Source organism: Moritella sp. 24 (assembly GCF_018219155.1).
In the GTDB taxonomy this organism is placed as follows: domain Bacteria; phylum Pseudomonadota; class Gammaproteobacteria; order Enterobacterales; family Moritellaceae; genus Moritella.
Map to the genome: position 1 here is coordinate 990,786 of NZ_CP056123.1, position 15,294 is coordinate 1,006,079.

The following is a 15,294-nucleotide window of genomic DNA, read 5'->3' on the forward strand; positions in this document are numbered from 1 at the left end:
TTTATTGATGTATATGTTATTTTATTGACTTTGTAAGGTATGTTTAAGCGTTTAATGATGATTTTATTTATAATTAAGTAATATCTCATTATGTGAGTCATTGTATTTATTACTAAACTCAATGGTTCATGTTTTAAGTAGTGACTAACTTTGCTTTTAAATCAAAGAAATAGGTATTATATGTTAGACATTGTGATCATCGAAGATGATCAGCAATTGCGAGAAATGTTGTGTTACTTTCTTTCTGCAATTGAAGGTTATGATATCGACAGCCTTGATACCGGTGAGGGCGCTGTTGAATTTATCCTAGAAAAACAACCCAAGCTCGTACTCCTCGATATACAACTTCCACATACTTCAGGCTTAAGTGTGCTCAAGACATTAAAAGAGCAAGGATTTGCATCGCCAATCGTGATGATGACCGCAAATGATACAGAGCTAACAGAAACAAATTCATTGGTTTTAGGGGCTGACGACTATGTGACCAAGCCGATTAGAACCAAGGTATTAAGTGAACGTATTAAGCGTCAATTCGATCGCTATTTGGTTACTGAACAGCAAGATTGTGGCTTAAGCACAAATCAATTCTATTTAGACGCGCAAGAGTCGAGTTTATTTTACAATAAGCAGCAGATAAAACTGATCCCGTCTGAATTCGAATTATTAGACATTTTATCTGATGCCGAGAAACCTGTGCTTGTCTCGACATTATTCGAAAAAATTCATGGTTTTCATTACCACGAAGAAGATCGTTCAATCTACATGCGGATCTCTTCATTAAGAAAGAAACTGAGTCTTGAGTTGCCGGATATAATGCTGATTAAAAATAGACGCGCGAAAGGTTTTTACCTTGCTCATTCTATTATAAAACGATGAAAACATTTGTTGCTCAGGTATTTACCTCTGTTATGTTGGGCTATGTTGTCAGCTCTATTATTTCAGTCTTTTTCATTGAGCCAGAAAAAAAAGCATTGGAAGAGAAACTTAACCTAAGCCGTGTCGAAATGGTGATTAATGGTTTTGTTAATCATGACAATCATACCCATAGCGATGCCGTTGTGTGGGAATTTCAATGTAATGCCGATACTGATTATGTTGACCATTACCCGCAAGATAACCTGCATTCAATTACTCGCAGTTATGATGATGTAAAGTTTATTCGTGCGACGTTTAATAGTGACGCTTACGCCAATGACGACATTGTGAATGAGCTAAAGACAATTGACTTAATTGATGATGCAATTCAAGTGCTATGCACGTTAATCATTTTGTTGATGTCACTTCGTGCTTGGAGTAATGGCATCATGTCATTGCGTGAACTATCGGAGAGTTACGCTGAAGGTAAGTTTAAGAGTCGGGTGAACGAAGTTGGGCCAGAGTCAATTCGAAATCTGATTCGTAATCAACATAAAATGGCAAGTACGATTGATGAACTTGTGACGAAGCAAAAAATGCTTTACGCCACACTTCCTCATGATATTAGAACGCCTTTGGCTGCTATTCAGTTAACGAGCGATATATTAGTTTCGCACCAAGGGAATAATGATTTTCTGTTAGAGCGTTTAGACGCGCAAGTATGTAGCTTAAATACCTTGTGTGAAAGCAGTCTTCATCTGTTTAAGTTACTCAATAAAGAAGTACTTTTAGCTAAAGATGCAATTAATTTTGCTGATGTGTTGAACCTGACTATTTCAACATTTGGCAGTCGAAAACAATTCAATACTTTTAATTGTAATCAAATAATTCACAGTGATGCGAAGCTACTTCGTGTGCTGTTTCTTAATCTTTTGTCTAATGCTGAGCGGTATGCAAATGACACGATTACGATTTCATTTACGTCTTATCCCCATCAAGATGTCGTGAGAGTGAAGGATGACGGGAAGGGGTTTTCAGCACAAATAATATCGGCATTTAACGACGGTGATATCGCTAATATTCTCAGTAAAGATGGATTTGGAATCGGCTTAGTGTTGATTTTTGAATTGACTAAATTATTAGATGGAAGAGTGATTCTTGATAATCATCGCGATGGTGGTCAGGTGACGATTGTGATGAATCGTTAGCTCGTTTCCCTCTATTCACAATCGCATTGCAGGTAGAGGGAAACGCTGAACTTGTCTAACTTGATCGTTCTGCCAATTGTTTGATCGTTTCTGATAATTCAGGAATTGATTTATGAGCACGCATATTTATTTTATATCGGCCGTTAACAACGATGGTGGGTATTTGCATGATATGAGCTTGTGCTGTTAGTTTTTCGGCACGTACCAGTTGTACCCTTACCTGAGCCTGTTGCTCTGCAGTGAGTTGATTGATCGGTGTTAACTGATAGCGATGGAACAGACTGGTTAAAGTGCTCCCTGCAACGGATGCATCTGCTTGAACGAGTAAGAATAGCGCACTCACAAAGTCGTGAGGCAATGATTTTACTTGAATCGCAGCTGAGTAGTAGAGGGTTGCCGCTGCGCGTGTCACATCATTAAATACAACGTGAGTTTGATAGATAGGTTGCTTACTCTGCTCGCTGATAGTGGGTAATATTGTACTTAACTTCCAGCAAGGTCGACACGTTAAAGAAAAAAACTTCTCTACACCAAGACTCTCCTGAGTAAAGCAATCTTCTACCTTATCGTAATGTTTACCTTTCTGTGGTGCAGCATACGCACCCACTGCCTGACATAATATCAACACGGTCAATATTGATTTTATTATTACATATACTCGTTTCATAATTTCCTCTGGTGCGTTCATTGTAGCTAGAACGCTAGAGTGTAAGTAACCATTTATAACCAGTCTTTAAGAGAGTGTAAGCTTACTTTTTTATTCAAAAGGCTTAAATTATCACGATACAGGGAGCTTCCTGTACCGTGAATAATGACGTTACGCCTGCTTTAGCTGGGAAAATAAGAGCAACTAGTGGTTATTACGATGATACACCTACGCTTTGTTATCTTGCGGGTTTCTAGTGCTATATATTAAGATACAGCCAGCGAATAAAACGAGGTCTTTTATAATAAATTGACCGCTGCTGGTGAGTAAGGGGAATCCATGACTTAGCTCATAAGCGGGTAGGCTGATGATGAATGTTTGCGTCGCGAGGAAAGTTGAGCCACCGATGAATAACCCGAATGTATTTGCGCTGTTATACTTTAATCCTAAAATAAGTCCAAATACAGCCAGTAATTCAACGACACCAATAAAATAAGAACCATGAAGTACACTAAAAACGGCGTATATCCAGCTGAAGAATGGGCTTGTCGACATAAGTCGCTCAATACCGTTTGCTTCGATTTGAGTGAACTTCATCCCACCAATCCACAGCATCACTAAGATGATCCCCAACCATACAATATGTAGTGACCATTGCTTTAATCGCAGGTGGCCTGCGTAATGGGATGCAATATACGCACTGACACCTGCGATAGCTAAATATTTAATTAGACCTTGGCCTGCTCCAATGGCTGGAAAGCCGCCTAAGCTATCGATCCAAACAGGATGGGTTAATAACATCAGCATAGGTGTTAAGGCTAATAGCGCATAAATATAAAGAACGTGGGAGCTAAATCTTTGTGTTGGAAAGATGAGTGTAGCGACAACCGTTAACTGTAAAATACCTAACAGAGCTGATAACCAAGGCCATTCAGGAAAACCAATGACCGATAGTTGAGTGATGAAGTAACTGGTATCCGCATCAGTAAAGCGATTTAATGCAGTCGTCAGTAAAAATATACCTAATAGCATTCTTGAAATAGCTAAGGCATGTGTTGATCTGATGTTTAACATATTAGTCTCCAAGTCATATCACCTGTAAAGGTTTAAAGTGAGTAGTATCACTGAAAACTTTAAAGCTTCTCCTTTCTGGAATGTCAAACAACGTTAAGGGTTTATATCTTATTTAATGAACCAACGTGAATTATCATCACGCCACGCTATAACGGCATTAATAAAGTCTCTTAACTTCTGTGGATAGAACCTTTGTTGTTCACACTGGACTTCATACTACTAATGATATTTAGATTATTTACGACGAGATAAATTGGAATAGACTTATTTTTATTTCGATAAATATGGAAATAAATTTGACTTAATCTCTCTCAAAGATTATATTTCGAATATTCCAGAAATATAGAGATATTAATTATGTTCAACATTACACATGAAATGGTGATGGATACCTTAGGTATGTTTGGTTTCTTAGCCGCCGAATTAACAGTACTTTTTTTATTAATTAGTTACGCTGTGGGTGTACTACAAGAGTATATTCCGCCAGCTAAGATCCAACGTATTTTGAGTGGTAAAAACGGTAAGGGTTATATCATTGCTGGTTTGTTAGGGGCGATTACACCGTTCTGTTCATGCTCAACGATTCCTTTTTTAAAAGGGCTATTACGTGCAAAAGCTGGGTTTGGCACCATGATGGTGTTCTTGTTTGCAAGCCCATTATTAAACCCGATCATCATAGGATTATTTGCGGTGACGTTTGGCGTGAAAGTGACCGTGTTCTATTTTGTTATCGCCATGAGTGTATCCGTGATAGCGGGTTACACGTTAGAGAAATTGGGATTTGAGAAATACGTAAAACCACAAGCCTATATTGCACCAGAAACAGCATCGAGTGGTTGTGGTAGTACATGTGGAAGCAAGCCTGCACCGGTCAGTAAATGGAAACGTATTTGGCGTAGTACATGGACTGACTTCACAAAAGTATTACCTTATTTAATTGGTGGTATCGCGTTAGGTTCTATGATTTATGGCTTTATGCCTACAGAATTTGTGGCTCGTATTGCCAGTGAAGATAATCCGTTTGCTATACCGGTAGCCGCTGTTATTGGCATTCCTCTTTATATTCGTGCAGAAGCGGTTATTCCGTTAAGCGCAGCATTAGCAGCAAAAGGTATGAGTCTAGGTGCGGTAATGGCGTTGATTATAGGGAGTGCTGGCGCGAGTTTAACAGAAGTAATATTGCTTAAGTCTATCTTCAAAAACCAAATGATCGCTGCGTTCTTATTTGTAATCTTGGGTATGGCTGTTGGCGCTGGTTTCCTTTATCAGTTTATTTTTTAAGTTTGCGTTAATTTAACTCTTTTTTAATTAATCTTTTTTAATTAACTCTGTGTAACTAAGTATTTTATGGGGCATACTGGAGAAAAATTTTAATTGAGAGAAAAGATGGACTTAATTGCGTCTAAAAGGAGTGGTGGTTTTACACTTATTGAGCTAGTGATCACGATTATTGTTCTGGGTGTACTTGCTGCCACAGCGATCCCACAGTTTATTAATTTAAAGGGGGATGCTAAAAAATCAGCGGTAGAAAATTTTCACGGTAGCCTTCAGGAAACCGTGAGATTGCTGCATATGAAAGCGCAAATTGAGAATATACTCGGTGATGATGTCACGATCACCACGGATTATGGTGATTATCAATTCTACCGCGGGTATCCTGAAACAAGAAGTGAAGCGACAAGTCCAAGTGCCTACTTTATTGAAACTTTTTTAGCGTTAGGCATACCTGATTTAGATATTAGAACAAGTACATCAAGAATTGCGACTTATGCCAATGTGAGTGTTTATGAAGACAATGACTTCTCGCGTATTGGTTATGGGACTGGCAATTTACTAAGTGATCTGTGCTATGCAGAATACAACCACACAAGTTCAACGCAAACATTTACTGTGAAAACGGATGGCTGCTAATTTTTGATTCAACGGATAGTCATTGCAAGCAATCGGGGTCGTTAACGACTTAGCCCCCTGATTGCTTACATTGTTAGAAATGAAAGGTTATGCAGTGAAAGGGTATGCGTGAAATAGTCACCTAAGATGAATTACTTTTTCTCTAGTTCGGCTGTGCATTAAGTCTATTATTCGACATATTGATTGGTGGCGTGATGATCGCTGTTCTACCTGCCAGCATAGCGAAACTTGCCCATATAATACTGATACCAGCGGTGATAATTAAGGGTATATTCCAGCTGCCAGTTGCTTCATGTAATGAACCAAAAAGAAGTGGGCCACTGGCCGCGAATAGATAGCCCATACACTGTGCCATACCCGATAAAGCTGCGGCTTGGTGAGCATTGTGTGTACGTAACCCCACAAAAGACAAGCCTAGAATAAAGCCACCACCACAGCTGAAACCTAATAAGCCCACCCAGAGTACTGCGTATTGTGGCAACGTGAGAAGACCTGTAATCCCCACGAGTGCAAGCAGTGTCATGGCTAAACTCAAACCGCGTTTATCTTTCATTTTCCCCATTAGCGGTATTAAAATAATCGCGGGTGCCGCAGAAGCAAGTTGTAAGATCCCGTGGATGTAACCAGCTTGATGATTTGAGTAGCCGTTATCAACCAAGATACTCGGTAACCAGGCGATGAATGAATACATGATAAAAGAATTAAGAGCGAGAAAACCTGTAACTTGCCAAGCTGTGATTGAACGCCATAAATAACTATGGCTGTCTATTTCAGCGGTATCGGCGGTTGGCTTTGTATGACGTTTCATTTGTGGTAACCAAACCAGCATGGTGATTATCGGCAGTACTATTGTCCCCGCGAGTGCAAACGCCCAATTTGGTATCACTAGCACGTTAAACGTGTCGGCCGCATTAAGTAGCGGAATTGTCGTGCTTGCGCTAATTGTTGCGCCGATCCCCATGATTAATACATAAATAGCCGTCAACGTAGGCACTTTTTTTGGAAAATCACGTTTTAGCAAGCTAGGTAGAAGTACGTTGCCAATCGCAATGCCGACACCAATGATACAGGTACCTAAAAACAAGGTGACAGTTGAGCCAGCTGAGCGAATAACAATACCACTGGTGATAGCAACAAGTGCTAGCATTAATGATGGTTCGAGTCCTATTTTTCGTGCTAATCCTGATGATAGCGGTGAAAAAAGAGCAAATGCCAGTAAAGGTAAGGTAGTGAGCATGCCAGCCTGAGTGGCTGATAAAGCAAGATCGTGAGAGATAAATTCTAAAATAGGTCCGATACCAGTGATTGGTCCTCGTAAGTTACTGGCGATGAGTAAAATACTCATAATGACCAGTACGGGGTGCACGATATTTGGTTTGTTGTTATGTGGCATATTTGTGTCCTCTTGAAGCAATTCCTCATATTACCCATATCGAACAATTCTGAATTTATGTATATTGACATTTTATTGCTAAAAACAGCCATATGATGGAATTAGACAACGACACTACGCATTTTGATTCAGACAGATATATTGAAAAGGTAAATGCACTGCGAACAACGGGGCTTGAAAGGGATCATGAAATGCCTGTGCATCAGCATGTAAAGTGCCAGCTCGTTATGCCTCTCAGTGGCTACGTTCGCTGTACTATTGCTGATGCAATATGGATGGTGCCTGCGAATTGTGCCGTGTGGATCCCGAGTCAAGTGCCACACAGCAATCACATTTCTATTTGTGATGATGTGTGTATGTTATTTGTTGATCCAAGCGTATTGGGGATCCCTGATAAAATAAGTACTTTGTCTGTGTCGCCTTTATTACGTGAGTTAATTATTAGCTTGGCGAGTAAAAACCAACACTATGCATCTGATGAAAGTGCTGTCAGATTAGCGCAAGTATTGATTGATGAACTTATTTGTATGCCTAAAGAACACTTCGATTTTCCGATACCTGTAGAGCCAAGGCTTAATAAAATAGCCAATCAGTTATTAGATAACCCTGCCGATCGTAAAACAGTGGGGGAGTGGGCGTCGTTACTTGCAATGAGTGAAAGAACATTTTCTCGACTCGTGAAGCAAGAAACTGGAATGACGTTTGGCCGTTGGCGTGGACAACTGCATTTAGTGATGGCATTACAAAAATTGTCATCGAACGAATCGGTGCAACGTGTATCAGAAGATTTAGGGTATGAGTCTGTGAGTGCGTTTATTACGTTTTTTAAGAAGACATTAGGCCGTCCCCCGAAGCAATATATGAAGCAGTCGCGAGATTAAGTGGGTGCTCACTCTTATGAGCACCCTCGTTTAACCTTTATTTTTAAAAGACTAAATTAATCGTTAATGGCACTATTTTTTAAAGACTAAGTTAACCGTTAATGGCACTTTGTCAGACAGTGCTAAACCACCTACGGTTGCAGCTAGATTAGCAATATTTTCGGCTGGAATGCCAAAATCACTGGCTTGAACAATAACGGGTGTATGCGAACTCACTGTTATTGCATTTTTTGTTTTAGTCACAATAACCGGGAAGTTAAATGTTTTTGAGTTACCATGAAAAGACACGGCCGCAGGTACGGTTACTTTTGTAATATCCTGTTTTAATCCTGACAAATCAAACTGTCCTGTAATGTTGACAGTTGGGTAATATGCGGCATTAAAGAATAATCCACTAACTCGATCATCCCTGATTGATACACCTGTATTAATGTTACCCACAGGTACTGATACATTAAATTTACCACTGCTATCGAGATTACCCGTTAGTCCATTAATTGCTGCAGGTTCTACCACAAATTGTTTTTTGATAGTGGCGAAACTGACAGATGAAAATTCAGACGCAACAGTAAAAGTGTCTGCGGCAAACGATTGAAATGAGAGCAGTACCAGCGATAAAAATATTTTAGTTTTCATGTTTATTTTCCTTAATTAACGTTGTTTAAAACTTAAAGTTGTATCCGGGTTGCACAATGAAGGGGGCTCTGAAGTTATCAGCCATGAAATAATAGATTTCCTGTTCTTCATCGTTGACTATCTTGTAGCAATTCCATCCACTACCAAAATCGGAACAATATTTATTCGCTTCGACTTTCCATTGGCCTTCTGATGGTAGTTCATCCCCCTCAGCTTGCCATAGTGTGAGCCCTGATTTTGAAAAATATTGTACGGTCTTTTTTTTGTGGTGAACGCCGACAAGTGTATTTCCATTGACTAACTGCTTGATTTCAGCTGTCTTTAATTCTACTTCTGCTGCTGTAACCGTGAATACTGATACCGAGAAAATAATGCTAATTATTGGTAAAACTTTCATATAAAACCCCTTGTAACTCAATGGTTAATTTGTTTTATCAATAATATCGCGCTTAATTAAATTGTATTCCTCACGTGTTTATCACATATTTATTACGATTTTAGAATAAGGGATATTTTCATGACTGACCATGACTAATTTAAAGCCTGATTGCTGTTGGCAGCTTTGTTTTATCCATTAAGTTACCATGACTGTCGAGTAATTTTTTTAATTTGGGGGTGATGATGTTTTCACAAAATGGTCGTTGTGGGTCACTGTCGTAATAATTTTGAATGGATTCGTCAGACAGTTTGAATTGATTAAATTGATAAGCGCGGGTGATAAGCGGTGTATCGAAGTCTTGTTGCAATAAGGCTAGGTTATGTTTTATTTCAGTTGTTTGATATGGGTCCATCGCATAAACGGCACTGCGATACTTGTCTCGCATCGTATGGTTTTTGGTACTGCTGTGGGTGTGTAAATGAATAGAAATGAGACTTTTTAAGCTGATCACTTCGGGCATATAAGTCACAATAATACCTTCTGAAAACCAATCTTGCTCGCCAACAGAAGATAACCAGCCTTGTTCTACTTTTGTTACACCGCGGAGGGATAAAAAGATTGCCTCTGTACACCAGTAACATGTACCACTTAGGCCAATTTTTTTAACTGTGTTATCCATTTTTATTCCTTAATTAACATTTTCCATATGACAAACTTGCGGCTATCAGATACGAAGTAACGCCAAAGTCAGTTTAATTATGGACTATAGAAATGTGAGCTAATGAAGTTTAGTTAAATTATTTTTTGTTATTCACGCTATGATGGTCTGCTAACTATCAGGCATGGCGATTATCTTTTGAATAACTACAAATTATTACCTGCGCTCATTTCGATATTACAAACTCGTAATTTGACTGAATCGGCACGACAATTAAATGTGACTCAGTCGGCGATGAGTAAAACGTTACAGCAAATTCGTACGGCATTCCACGACAAAATAGTGATCAGAGAGGCTAATCAATTTGTACTCACGCATAAGGGCGAAGAGCTAAAATTACAATTACCGACATTGATGCAGACGCTGGATAATTTATATTTACCAAACACAATGGATGCTAATTTGTGCCGCCGTCAGTTCACCCTTGCCTCAAGTGATTATGTTGCGCAAGCTATCTTACCGTCTATCTGTTGGGACTTAGCGAATCATGCACCCAATGCCAGTATTGAGTATCAACTATGGCATAAAGATAACTTAACAGAGTTAGCGGATATGCCGTTAGACCTTGTGAGTACCATTACTGATATGGTGCCTGAAAACCTGCATGGAAAAAGTATTGGTGAAGATAAGTTGGTGGTAGTGTGTCGAGACTCGCATCCATTATATCAACGGAAACGAGATTCAAATACATTGTCGTTGGTCGATTATGTTAACGCGAAACATATATTAATCAGTGGCGGTGGTGATAAAGACAGCCCTGTTGATCATGCGTTGACTGTACTTGGTAAAAAGCGTCAGGTATTTGCTTCTGTGCCATTTTTTCAGTCTGCGATTGAGTTGCTATTAAAAACAGATACCTTGTTAACGACACCATTACACATAGCTGCGGACTTTGCGCAAACACATGATTTACAGATAATGACTTTGCCTGTTGATATCAAACCACAACAATATTATTTATTGTGGCATGCAAAACACCATCATGATCCAGAGCATACGTGGTTTCGAGAGTGCTGTTACCCTTTTCTTAAAAACCATCTCGCGCGAACTAAAGAATTTGGTATGAAATTACTTCATGCCGATAAGTAGATAATACAATTTTAATTCATACTTAATTTCTATTAAGATTAACGCCATTGATTAAGTGGAAGAAAACATAAAGTAGGAAGTGGGTATGGAATTAACAGCGTGGGTATCTTTGGCATTAATTTGTGTCATGGGGGCGATGACGCCGGGGCCAAGTCTCGCGGTGGTATTAAAGCATACCATTGCTGGTGGACGTGTTAATGGCGTGGCAGCAAGTATTGCGCATGGTTTAGGGATTGGAGTTTATGCCACGTTAACAGTGCTCGGTTTGGCGATTGTAATCCAACAAACACCGTGGTTATTTAATGTTATTAAGTATGCGGGTGTAGCGATGTTATTACGCTTGGCTTACAAGGCGCTAACGTCAAAACCTGCATTAGATAATGTGGATCAGCAACAAGAGATTGTGACCTTAAAAGACAGTATCGTACAAGGCTTTATGGTTGCTTTTCTGAATCCTAAATTAGCGATTTTCTTTTTGGCGTTATTCGGCCAATTTGTCGAAGCGGATGCCTCTTGGCAACAAAACCTGATCATGGTGGGAACAGTACTTAGTATTGATACCTTGTGGTATTGCCTTATCGCTGTGGTGTTATCGCAGTCGATGATGTTGGATAAGCTAAGACAGAATGTACATATGATTGATAAAGTAACTGGGGTAGTATTGTTAGCTGTTGCAGCGCGTGTCGCGATGTAGCGTTCTAATAAAAATACCAATAATTAAAAATACAAAAGCACCACTTTTCCTGCCGAGAACAATAGAGGTGGTGCTTCTGAAACACGTCAAAATATAACGCGTATAAGAATAATTATACTGTTAGCGTGATTTTACCTACCGCTTTACCTGAACCTAAATGATCGTGTGCTTGCGCTACTTCCCAGATAGAGTAGTTGCTTTCATCAATGATTGGCGTGATCTTACCTGCATCTACTAGTTCAGCAATCTCCGTTAAAATACGGCCGTGTGACTCGTGGTTAATGCCGTGACATAGTGGAATTAGCATTAATACACTGTGGAAAGACAAGCTTTTTAGCGCCACTTGTAGCACGTTTTCAATAGGTAGAATTGTTGCAACGTGACCGTTATATTTTGCTGCTTCAAATGATTTTTGAATGTTGTCGCCAGCCACAGTATCAAAAATTTTATCAAAACCAGTACCGCCCGTGTGTGCTTGTACATAATCAGCCACGGTTTCTGTTGTGAAATCGACTAAGTTATCTGCACCAACTGTTTTTGCTAGTTCAACGTTTGCAGGTGAGTGAGTTGATGTCACTGTTGCGCCTAATGCTTTTGCAAGTTGTACTGCAATGTGACCAACGCCGCCTGTCGCACCGTGAATCAGAACATTATCACCTGCTTGTACATTCATTTTTTGTACAAGCGCTTCGTATGATGTGATAGCGACAAGTGGTAATGCAGCCGCTTGCTTCATTGTTAGCGTTTTAGGTTTTTGCGCCATTAAACGAGCATCAACTAACATGAATTCAGCTAATGCACCGTCAACACCATTAATACCGCCAGCCATGCCGTAAACTTCGTCACCTACATTAAAGTTTGTTATGTCTTCACTTACTTCAACAACGATACCAGCTACATCACCGTGTAATACTTCTGGTAAATTTGCAGACCAAGGTAGTTCAATTGAGCGTAACATTGTATCAAGTGGGTTAACGCTTGTTGCTTTTACTTCAACAATCATGTGGCCTGATTTTAATGTTGGTTTTGCTTTTTCTACTAATTGAAAAACGTCGCTTGAACCGATTTCTTTGATGATCATTGCTTTCATGATTGATGCCTTTTTATAGAATTGTTTGGAACTTGCTTAACAAGATGGCGCTATTCTATGTTTTGTTTTATTCGCTAACAATAACCTGAAAGGCAAACCACTTTTGCTTTTTAGACAACGCGGTTGGGTAAATCGTTGTGCTTAAGTTTCATTAATCGTTTTAATATATGCAAAAATATCATTTACATCACTCGCTGATAGTGAGCCTTTAAACGCAGGCATAATACCATCTTGGCCGTTATCGCCTTCTAATACAGAGTTAATTAATTCAAGCTTCAAGCCAAGTGGATTGGTCAATTCAGTGTAAATATTATCAGGGCTGACGAGTAGGCTGTTGGCGATAATACCATCTCCTTCGCCTTTATCTCCGTGGCAGGATTGGCAATTTAAGTTGAATTTAGCTTGACCGTTAGTGAGATTTGGTTCGCCATATTGGTTATCGGTATAAAGTTTAAAGGCAAAAAATACAGATAATGACAGTGTGATTAAAGCAATTGAATACAGTGCGAATTTTTTCATATTATATCCTTTATTATCGTTACTCGTATAACGTATTTATATGACATTAGCTGTATAAAAAATGTAAAAATCTATTGTTATTTATCTTTAATTAATCGATGTTTTGTCGGACTCACGCTTACGTTATTAAGTGCGTAATAGGACACTCATTTCAGTTATTTTTCATTTTAGCTGAATGATATTACTTAAAAAACATACGCAATATTGTACTATAAAATAATACTTCAATAGGATGAGTGAAAAGATGCCTAAAATCAGCAAGGAGAAAGCTGACTTTAAAATTGTAGATGCCTTTAATGGACTAGAAATTGTTGATGCTGATTATCAAGAACAGTCATTTTCAAAACATGTGCATGAGGGTTATACAATAGGCGTGATTAATAAAGGTGCGCAACGCTTTTATCGCAGTGGTAATACGCATATTGCAGATGAAAACTCGATGATTTTAGTGAATGCGGACGATGTGCATAACGGGGAGTCTGCGACGGAAGGTGGCTGGCGATACCGTGCAATGTATCCGCATCCTGAACACTTTGAGCGTATTACACAGGATCTCTATGGCGGTAAATCACACGCCCCTTATTTTACCAATGCTGTTATTAATGATCTGCAGCTATCTAATCAGTTAAGATTGCTCTTTGAGCAAATCGACAATAACGCGTCGAAGTTACTGGTTGAAACGATTTTATATAGCATTATGATGAATATGACTCTTCGTCATTCATCAATGAAGAATACCCCCCGCTGATCTGTCAGGTAGTCGGCAAAGATTACAACTCGTTAAAGAGTATCTTGATGCGTATCCGGAAGAAGATGTGTCGCTGACCACGCTAGCGACGATGTCTGGACTCAGTCAATTTCATTTTATTCGTCAATTTAAAAGGTTGTTTCATCTTGCGCCGCACAGCTATCAGATTCAAGTAAGACTCAAGAAGGCAAAGGCCTTGTTACTGTTAGGCATTAAGCCTGTTCAAGTCGCAACCGATTGTGGCTTTCACGATCAAAGCCATTTAAATCGACATTTTAAAAAGTCGATGGGCACCTCTCCAAGTAAGTTCCAAAAACAAGCAATTTTGTACAAGCTACTTTAGTATTTTAACTTTAAGCTACTTCTCTATAGTGAAGGAGCTTACTTATGTTAAATGAAACGGATGTTGTTTATCGCCCTATGACAAACAATGTAAAAACAATCAATCAGGCTATGATCGACATTATGCCGCTGGCCCTCGCCACAATTCCTTGGGGTATATTGTGTGGCTCGTTATCCATTAAAATTGGACTGAGTACAATGCAAGCCCAACTCATGTCGTTATTGGTTTTTGCTGGCGCTGCGCAATTGACTAGTATCACGATCATGGGCGCTGCTGGTTCTATTACATCGATTTTTTCATCGACGTTGGTGATCAGCTCACGCCACCTTTTATATTCAGCGGTATTTAGAGAGCATGTGAGAAAGCGGTCTTTTTTATCTCGAAGTGGCATGGCTTTTTTTCTAACGGATGAAATGTTTGCTGTTACGAGTGCCTACATCGAGAAAAATAAAACCTTCTCTGCGTTATATTCAATGAGTGCTGGTATGACGTTTTACGTTATTTGGAATCTATCTACATTTGCTGGGATTGTTGCGGGGCAATACATACCTAATTTGGAAAGTTTAGGTTTAGAATTTGCGATAGCAGCGACGTTTATCGCAATCGTGATCCCTTTAATAAAAGAGTTAGCGATATTAATATCCGTACTTGTGAGTGGCTTAAGTGCGTTAATCTTATCTATGTATACTCCCGATTATGCGCTTATCTTTGCTACGCTACTTGGCATGCTGGCTGGTTATTTTACCCCTGTAAAGGAGTCTGATAATGGATGATTTTTGGCTCGTGTTAGGTGTGATGACATGTATTACATTCTCATGTCGGTATTTGTTTTTATCTCGTGCTGTTTCGTTTGAATTAAGCCCGAAAATAAAGCGAGCGTTAAGTTTTACAGCACCTGCGGTATTAACGGCAATGTGGGTTCCTATTGTGTTTCTAGGACATAAAAGCAGTGACATTGCTTTGTTAAGTAGTCCCTTTTTATATGCAGGATTATTGACGGTATTTTTAAGTTTAAAGATTAAAAATACTTTAGCCGTCGTTTGTATTGGCATGTGCGCTTTTGTCGTGCTTCGATTGACGTTATAAACGTATAATTCACATAGTATAAAA

General features: G+C 39.1%; 19 protein-coding genes. 11 read left to right on the forward strand and 8 right to left on the reverse strand.

Translation table 11 applies throughout. The annotated features are described in order from the left end of the window. The first annotated feature begins 180 nt into the window (after positions 1 to 180). On the forward strand, positions 181 to 876 hold the full coding sequence (locus HWV00_RS04545) for a response regulator transcription factor (RefSeq protein WP_211684957.1): 696 nt from the start codon (positions 181 to 183) through the stop codon (positions 874 to 876). Further along, on the forward strand, positions 873 to 2,063 hold the full coding sequence (locus tag HWV00_RS04550) for a sensor histidine kinase KdpD (protein WP_211684958.1): 1,191 nt from the start codon (positions 873 to 875) through the stop codon (positions 2,061 to 2,063). The genes HWV00_RS04545 and HWV00_RS04550 overlap by 4 nt, the downstream gene beginning before the upstream one ends. A 55-nt stretch (positions 2,064 to 2,118) precedes the next feature. Here HWV00_RS04550 and HWV00_RS04555 read toward each other — a convergent pair whose 3' ends face one another. Both HWV00_RS04555 and HWV00_RS04560 read right to left on the reverse strand, forming a co-directional pair. After that, a complete protein-coding gene (locus HWV00_RS04555) occupies positions 2,119 to 2,730 on the reverse strand; it encodes a hypothetical protein (RefSeq protein WP_255554910.1) in 612 nt (203 codons plus the stop codon). 207 nt (positions 2,731 to 2,937) lie between these two features. Then, positions 2,938 to 3,783, reverse strand: a complete 846-nt coding sequence (locus tag HWV00_RS04560; RefSeq protein WP_211684959.1) for a DUF417 family protein — start codon at positions 3,781 to 3,783, stop codon at positions 2,938 to 2,940. A gap of 357 nt (positions 3,784 to 4,140) precedes the next feature. Here HWV00_RS04560 and HWV00_RS04565 point away from each other — a divergent pair, with 357 nt between their 5' ends. Further along, positions 4,141 to 5,064 (forward strand): permease, encoded by a 924-nt coding sequence (locus HWV00_RS04565; RefSeq protein ID WP_211684960.1) that lies wholly within the window; start codon positions 4,141 to 4,143, stop codon positions 5,062 to 5,064. 105 nt (positions 5,065 to 5,169) lie between these two features. Beyond that, a complete protein-coding gene (locus tag HWV00_RS04570) occupies positions 5,170 to 5,694 on the forward strand; it encodes a type II secretion system protein (protein WP_211684961.1) in 525 nt (174 codons plus the stop codon). A gap of 142 nt (positions 5,695 to 5,836) precedes the next feature. Here the strand turns inward: HWV00_RS04570 and HWV00_RS04575 are convergent, their stop codons facing one another. Next, positions 5,837 to 7,087: a CynX/NimT family MFS transporter gene (locus tag HWV00_RS04575; RefSeq protein WP_211684962.1), complete on the reverse strand. Its 1,251-nt coding sequence runs from the start codon at positions 7,085 to 7,087 to the stop codon at positions 5,837 to 5,839. Positions 7,088 to 7,278: 191 nt separating this feature from the next. On the opposite strand from HWV00_RS04575, the gene HWV00_RS04580 reads away from it, so the two are divergent. After that, on the forward strand, positions 7,279 to 7,968 hold the full coding sequence (locus tag HWV00_RS04580; RefSeq protein WP_211686335.1) for a helix-turn-helix domain-containing protein: 690 nt from the start codon (positions 7,279 to 7,281) through the stop codon (positions 7,966 to 7,968). Between the two features lie 72 nt (positions 7,969 to 8,040). On the opposite strand, the gene HWV00_RS04585 is transcribed toward HWV00_RS04580, so the two are convergent. The 3 genes from HWV00_RS04585 to HWV00_RS04595 form a co-directional block, all read right to left on the reverse strand. Continuing rightward, the gene (locus HWV00_RS04585; RefSeq protein WP_211684963.1) at positions 8,041 to 8,604 is read right to left on the reverse strand and encodes a YceI family protein; all 564 of its coding nucleotides are present in this window, start codon (positions 8,602 to 8,604) and stop codon (positions 8,041 to 8,043) included. 25 nt (positions 8,605 to 8,629) lie between these two features. Then, positions 8,630 to 9,001, reverse strand: a complete 372-nt coding sequence (locus HWV00_RS04590; protein ID WP_211684964.1) for a hypothetical protein — start codon at positions 8,999 to 9,001, stop codon at positions 8,630 to 8,632. Between the two features lie 139 nt (positions 9,002 to 9,140). Further along, positions 9,141 to 9,662, reverse strand: a complete 522-nt coding sequence (locus HWV00_RS04595; protein WP_211684965.1) for a peptide-methionine (S)-S-oxide reductase — start codon at positions 9,660 to 9,662, stop codon at positions 9,141 to 9,143. A gap of 177 nt (positions 9,663 to 9,839) precedes the next feature. Here HWV00_RS04595 and HWV00_RS04600 point away from each other — a divergent pair, with 177 nt between their 5' ends. Together HWV00_RS04600 and HWV00_RS04605 are read left to right on the forward strand one after the other, a co-directional pair. Next, a complete protein-coding gene (locus HWV00_RS04600; RefSeq protein WP_211684966.1) occupies positions 9,840 to 10,790 on the forward strand; it encodes a LysR family transcriptional regulator in 951 nt (316 codons plus the stop codon). A gap of 85 nt (positions 10,791 to 10,875) precedes the next feature. Beyond that, a complete protein-coding gene (locus HWV00_RS04605; protein ID WP_211684967.1) occupies positions 10,876 to 11,484 on the forward strand; it encodes a LysE family translocator in 609 nt (202 codons plus the stop codon). A gap of 112 nt (positions 11,485 to 11,596) precedes the next feature. On the opposite strand, the gene HWV00_RS04610 is transcribed toward HWV00_RS04605, so the two are convergent. Further along, positions 11,597 to 12,574, reverse strand: a complete 978-nt coding sequence (locus HWV00_RS04610) for a zinc-dependent alcohol dehydrogenase family protein (protein ID WP_211684968.1) — start codon at positions 12,572 to 12,574, stop codon at positions 11,597 to 11,599. 141 nt (positions 12,575 to 12,715) lie between these two features. Then, entirely contained in the window at positions 12,716 to 13,093 is a 378-nt protein-coding gene (locus HWV00_RS04615; protein WP_211684969.1) for a cytochrome c, read from the reverse strand. Between the two features lie 244 nt (positions 13,094 to 13,337). On the opposite strand from HWV00_RS04615, the gene HWV00_RS21395 reads away from it, so the two are divergent. The 4 genes from HWV00_RS21395 (at position 13,338) to HWV00_RS04630 (ending at position 15,270) form a co-directional block, all read left to right on the forward strand. Beyond that, entirely contained in the window at positions 13,338 to 13,841 is a 504-nt protein-coding gene (locus HWV00_RS21395) for an AraC family ligand binding domain-containing protein (protein WP_255554911.1), read from the forward strand. Between the two features lie 67 nt (positions 13,842 to 13,908). Next, the gene (locus HWV00_RS21400; RefSeq protein WP_255554912.1) at positions 13,909 to 14,184 is read left to right on the forward strand and encodes a helix-turn-helix transcriptional regulator; all 276 of its coding nucleotides are present in this window, start codon (positions 13,909 to 13,911) and stop codon (positions 14,182 to 14,184) included. Between the two features lie 44 nt (positions 14,185 to 14,228). Then, on the forward strand, positions 14,229 to 14,957 hold the full coding sequence (locus tag HWV00_RS04625) for an AzlC family ABC transporter permease (protein ID WP_211684970.1): 729 nt from the start codon (positions 14,229 to 14,231) through the stop codon (positions 14,955 to 14,957). Next, positions 14,950 to 15,270, forward strand: coding sequence for an AzlD domain-containing protein (locus tag HWV00_RS04630; protein ID WP_211684971.1), 321 nt, complete (start codon positions 14,950 to 14,952; stop codon positions 15,268 to 15,270). Before HWV00_RS04625 ends, HWV00_RS04630 begins: the two co-directional genes overlap by 8 nt. Positions 15,271 to 15,294 lie beyond the last annotated feature (24 nt).

Bases quoted from the DNA above. Each gene is read 5' to 3' on its own strand.
- HWV00_RS04615 (WP_211684969.1), bottom strand. From the start codon at position 13,093: ATGAAAAAATTCGCACTGTATTCAATTGCTTTAATCACACTGTCATTA.
- HWV00_RS04595 (WP_211684965.1), bottom strand. From the start codon at position 9,662: ATGGATAACACAGTTAAAAAAATTGGCCTAAGTGGTACATGTTACTGG.
- HWV00_RS04580 (WP_211686335.1), top strand. From the start codon at position 7,279: ATGCCTGTGCATCAGCATGTAAAGTGCCAGCTCGTTATGCCTCTCAGT.
- HWV00_RS04570 (WP_211684961.1), top strand. From the start codon at position 5,170: ATGGACTTAATTGCGTCTAAAAGGAGTGGTGGTTTTACACTTATTGAG.
- HWV00_RS04565 (WP_211684960.1), top strand. From the start codon at position 4,141: ATGTTCAACATTACACATGAAATGGTGATGGATACCTTAGGTATGTTT.
- HWV00_RS04630 (WP_211684971.1), top strand. From the start codon at position 14,950: ATGGATGATTTTTGGCTCGTGTTAGGTGTGATGACATGTATTACATTC.
- HWV00_RS04575 (WP_211684962.1), bottom strand. From the start codon at position 7,087: ATGCCACATAACAACAAACCAAATATCGTGCACCCCGTACTGGTCATT.
- HWV00_RS04560 (WP_211684959.1), bottom strand. From the start codon at position 3,783: ATGTTAAACATCAGATCAACACATGCCTTAGCTATTTCAAGAATGCTA.
- HWV00_RS04555 (WP_255554910.1), bottom strand. From the start codon at position 2,730: ATGAAACGAGTATATGTAATAATAAAATCAATATTGACCGTGTTGATA.
- HWV00_RS21395 (WP_255554911.1), top strand. From the start codon at position 13,338: ATGCCTAAAATCAGCAAGGAGAAAGCTGACTTTAAAATTGTAGATGCC.
- HWV00_RS04590 (WP_211684964.1), bottom strand. From the start codon at position 9,001: ATGAAAGTTTTACCAATAATTAGCATTATTTTCTCGGTATCAGTATTC.
- HWV00_RS04545 (WP_211684957.1), top strand. From the start codon at position 181: ATGTTAGACATTGTGATCATCGAAGATGATCAGCAATTGCGAGAAATG.
- HWV00_RS04585 (WP_211684963.1), bottom strand. From the start codon at position 8,604: ATGAAAACTAAAATATTTTTATCGCTGGTACTGCTCTCATTTCAATCG.
- HWV00_RS04625 (WP_211684970.1), top strand. From the start codon at position 14,229: ATGTTAAATGAAACGGATGTTGTTTATCGCCCTATGACAAACAATGTA.
- HWV00_RS04610 (WP_211684968.1), bottom strand. From the start codon at position 12,574: ATGAAAGCAATGATCATCAAAGAAATCGGTTCAAGCGACGTTTTTCAA.
- HWV00_RS04605 (WP_211684967.1), top strand. From the start codon at position 10,876: ATGGAATTAACAGCGTGGGTATCTTTGGCATTAATTTGTGTCATGGGG.
- HWV00_RS04550 (WP_211684958.1), top strand. From the start codon at position 873: ATGAAAACATTTGTTGCTCAGGTATTTACCTCTGTTATGTTGGGCTAT.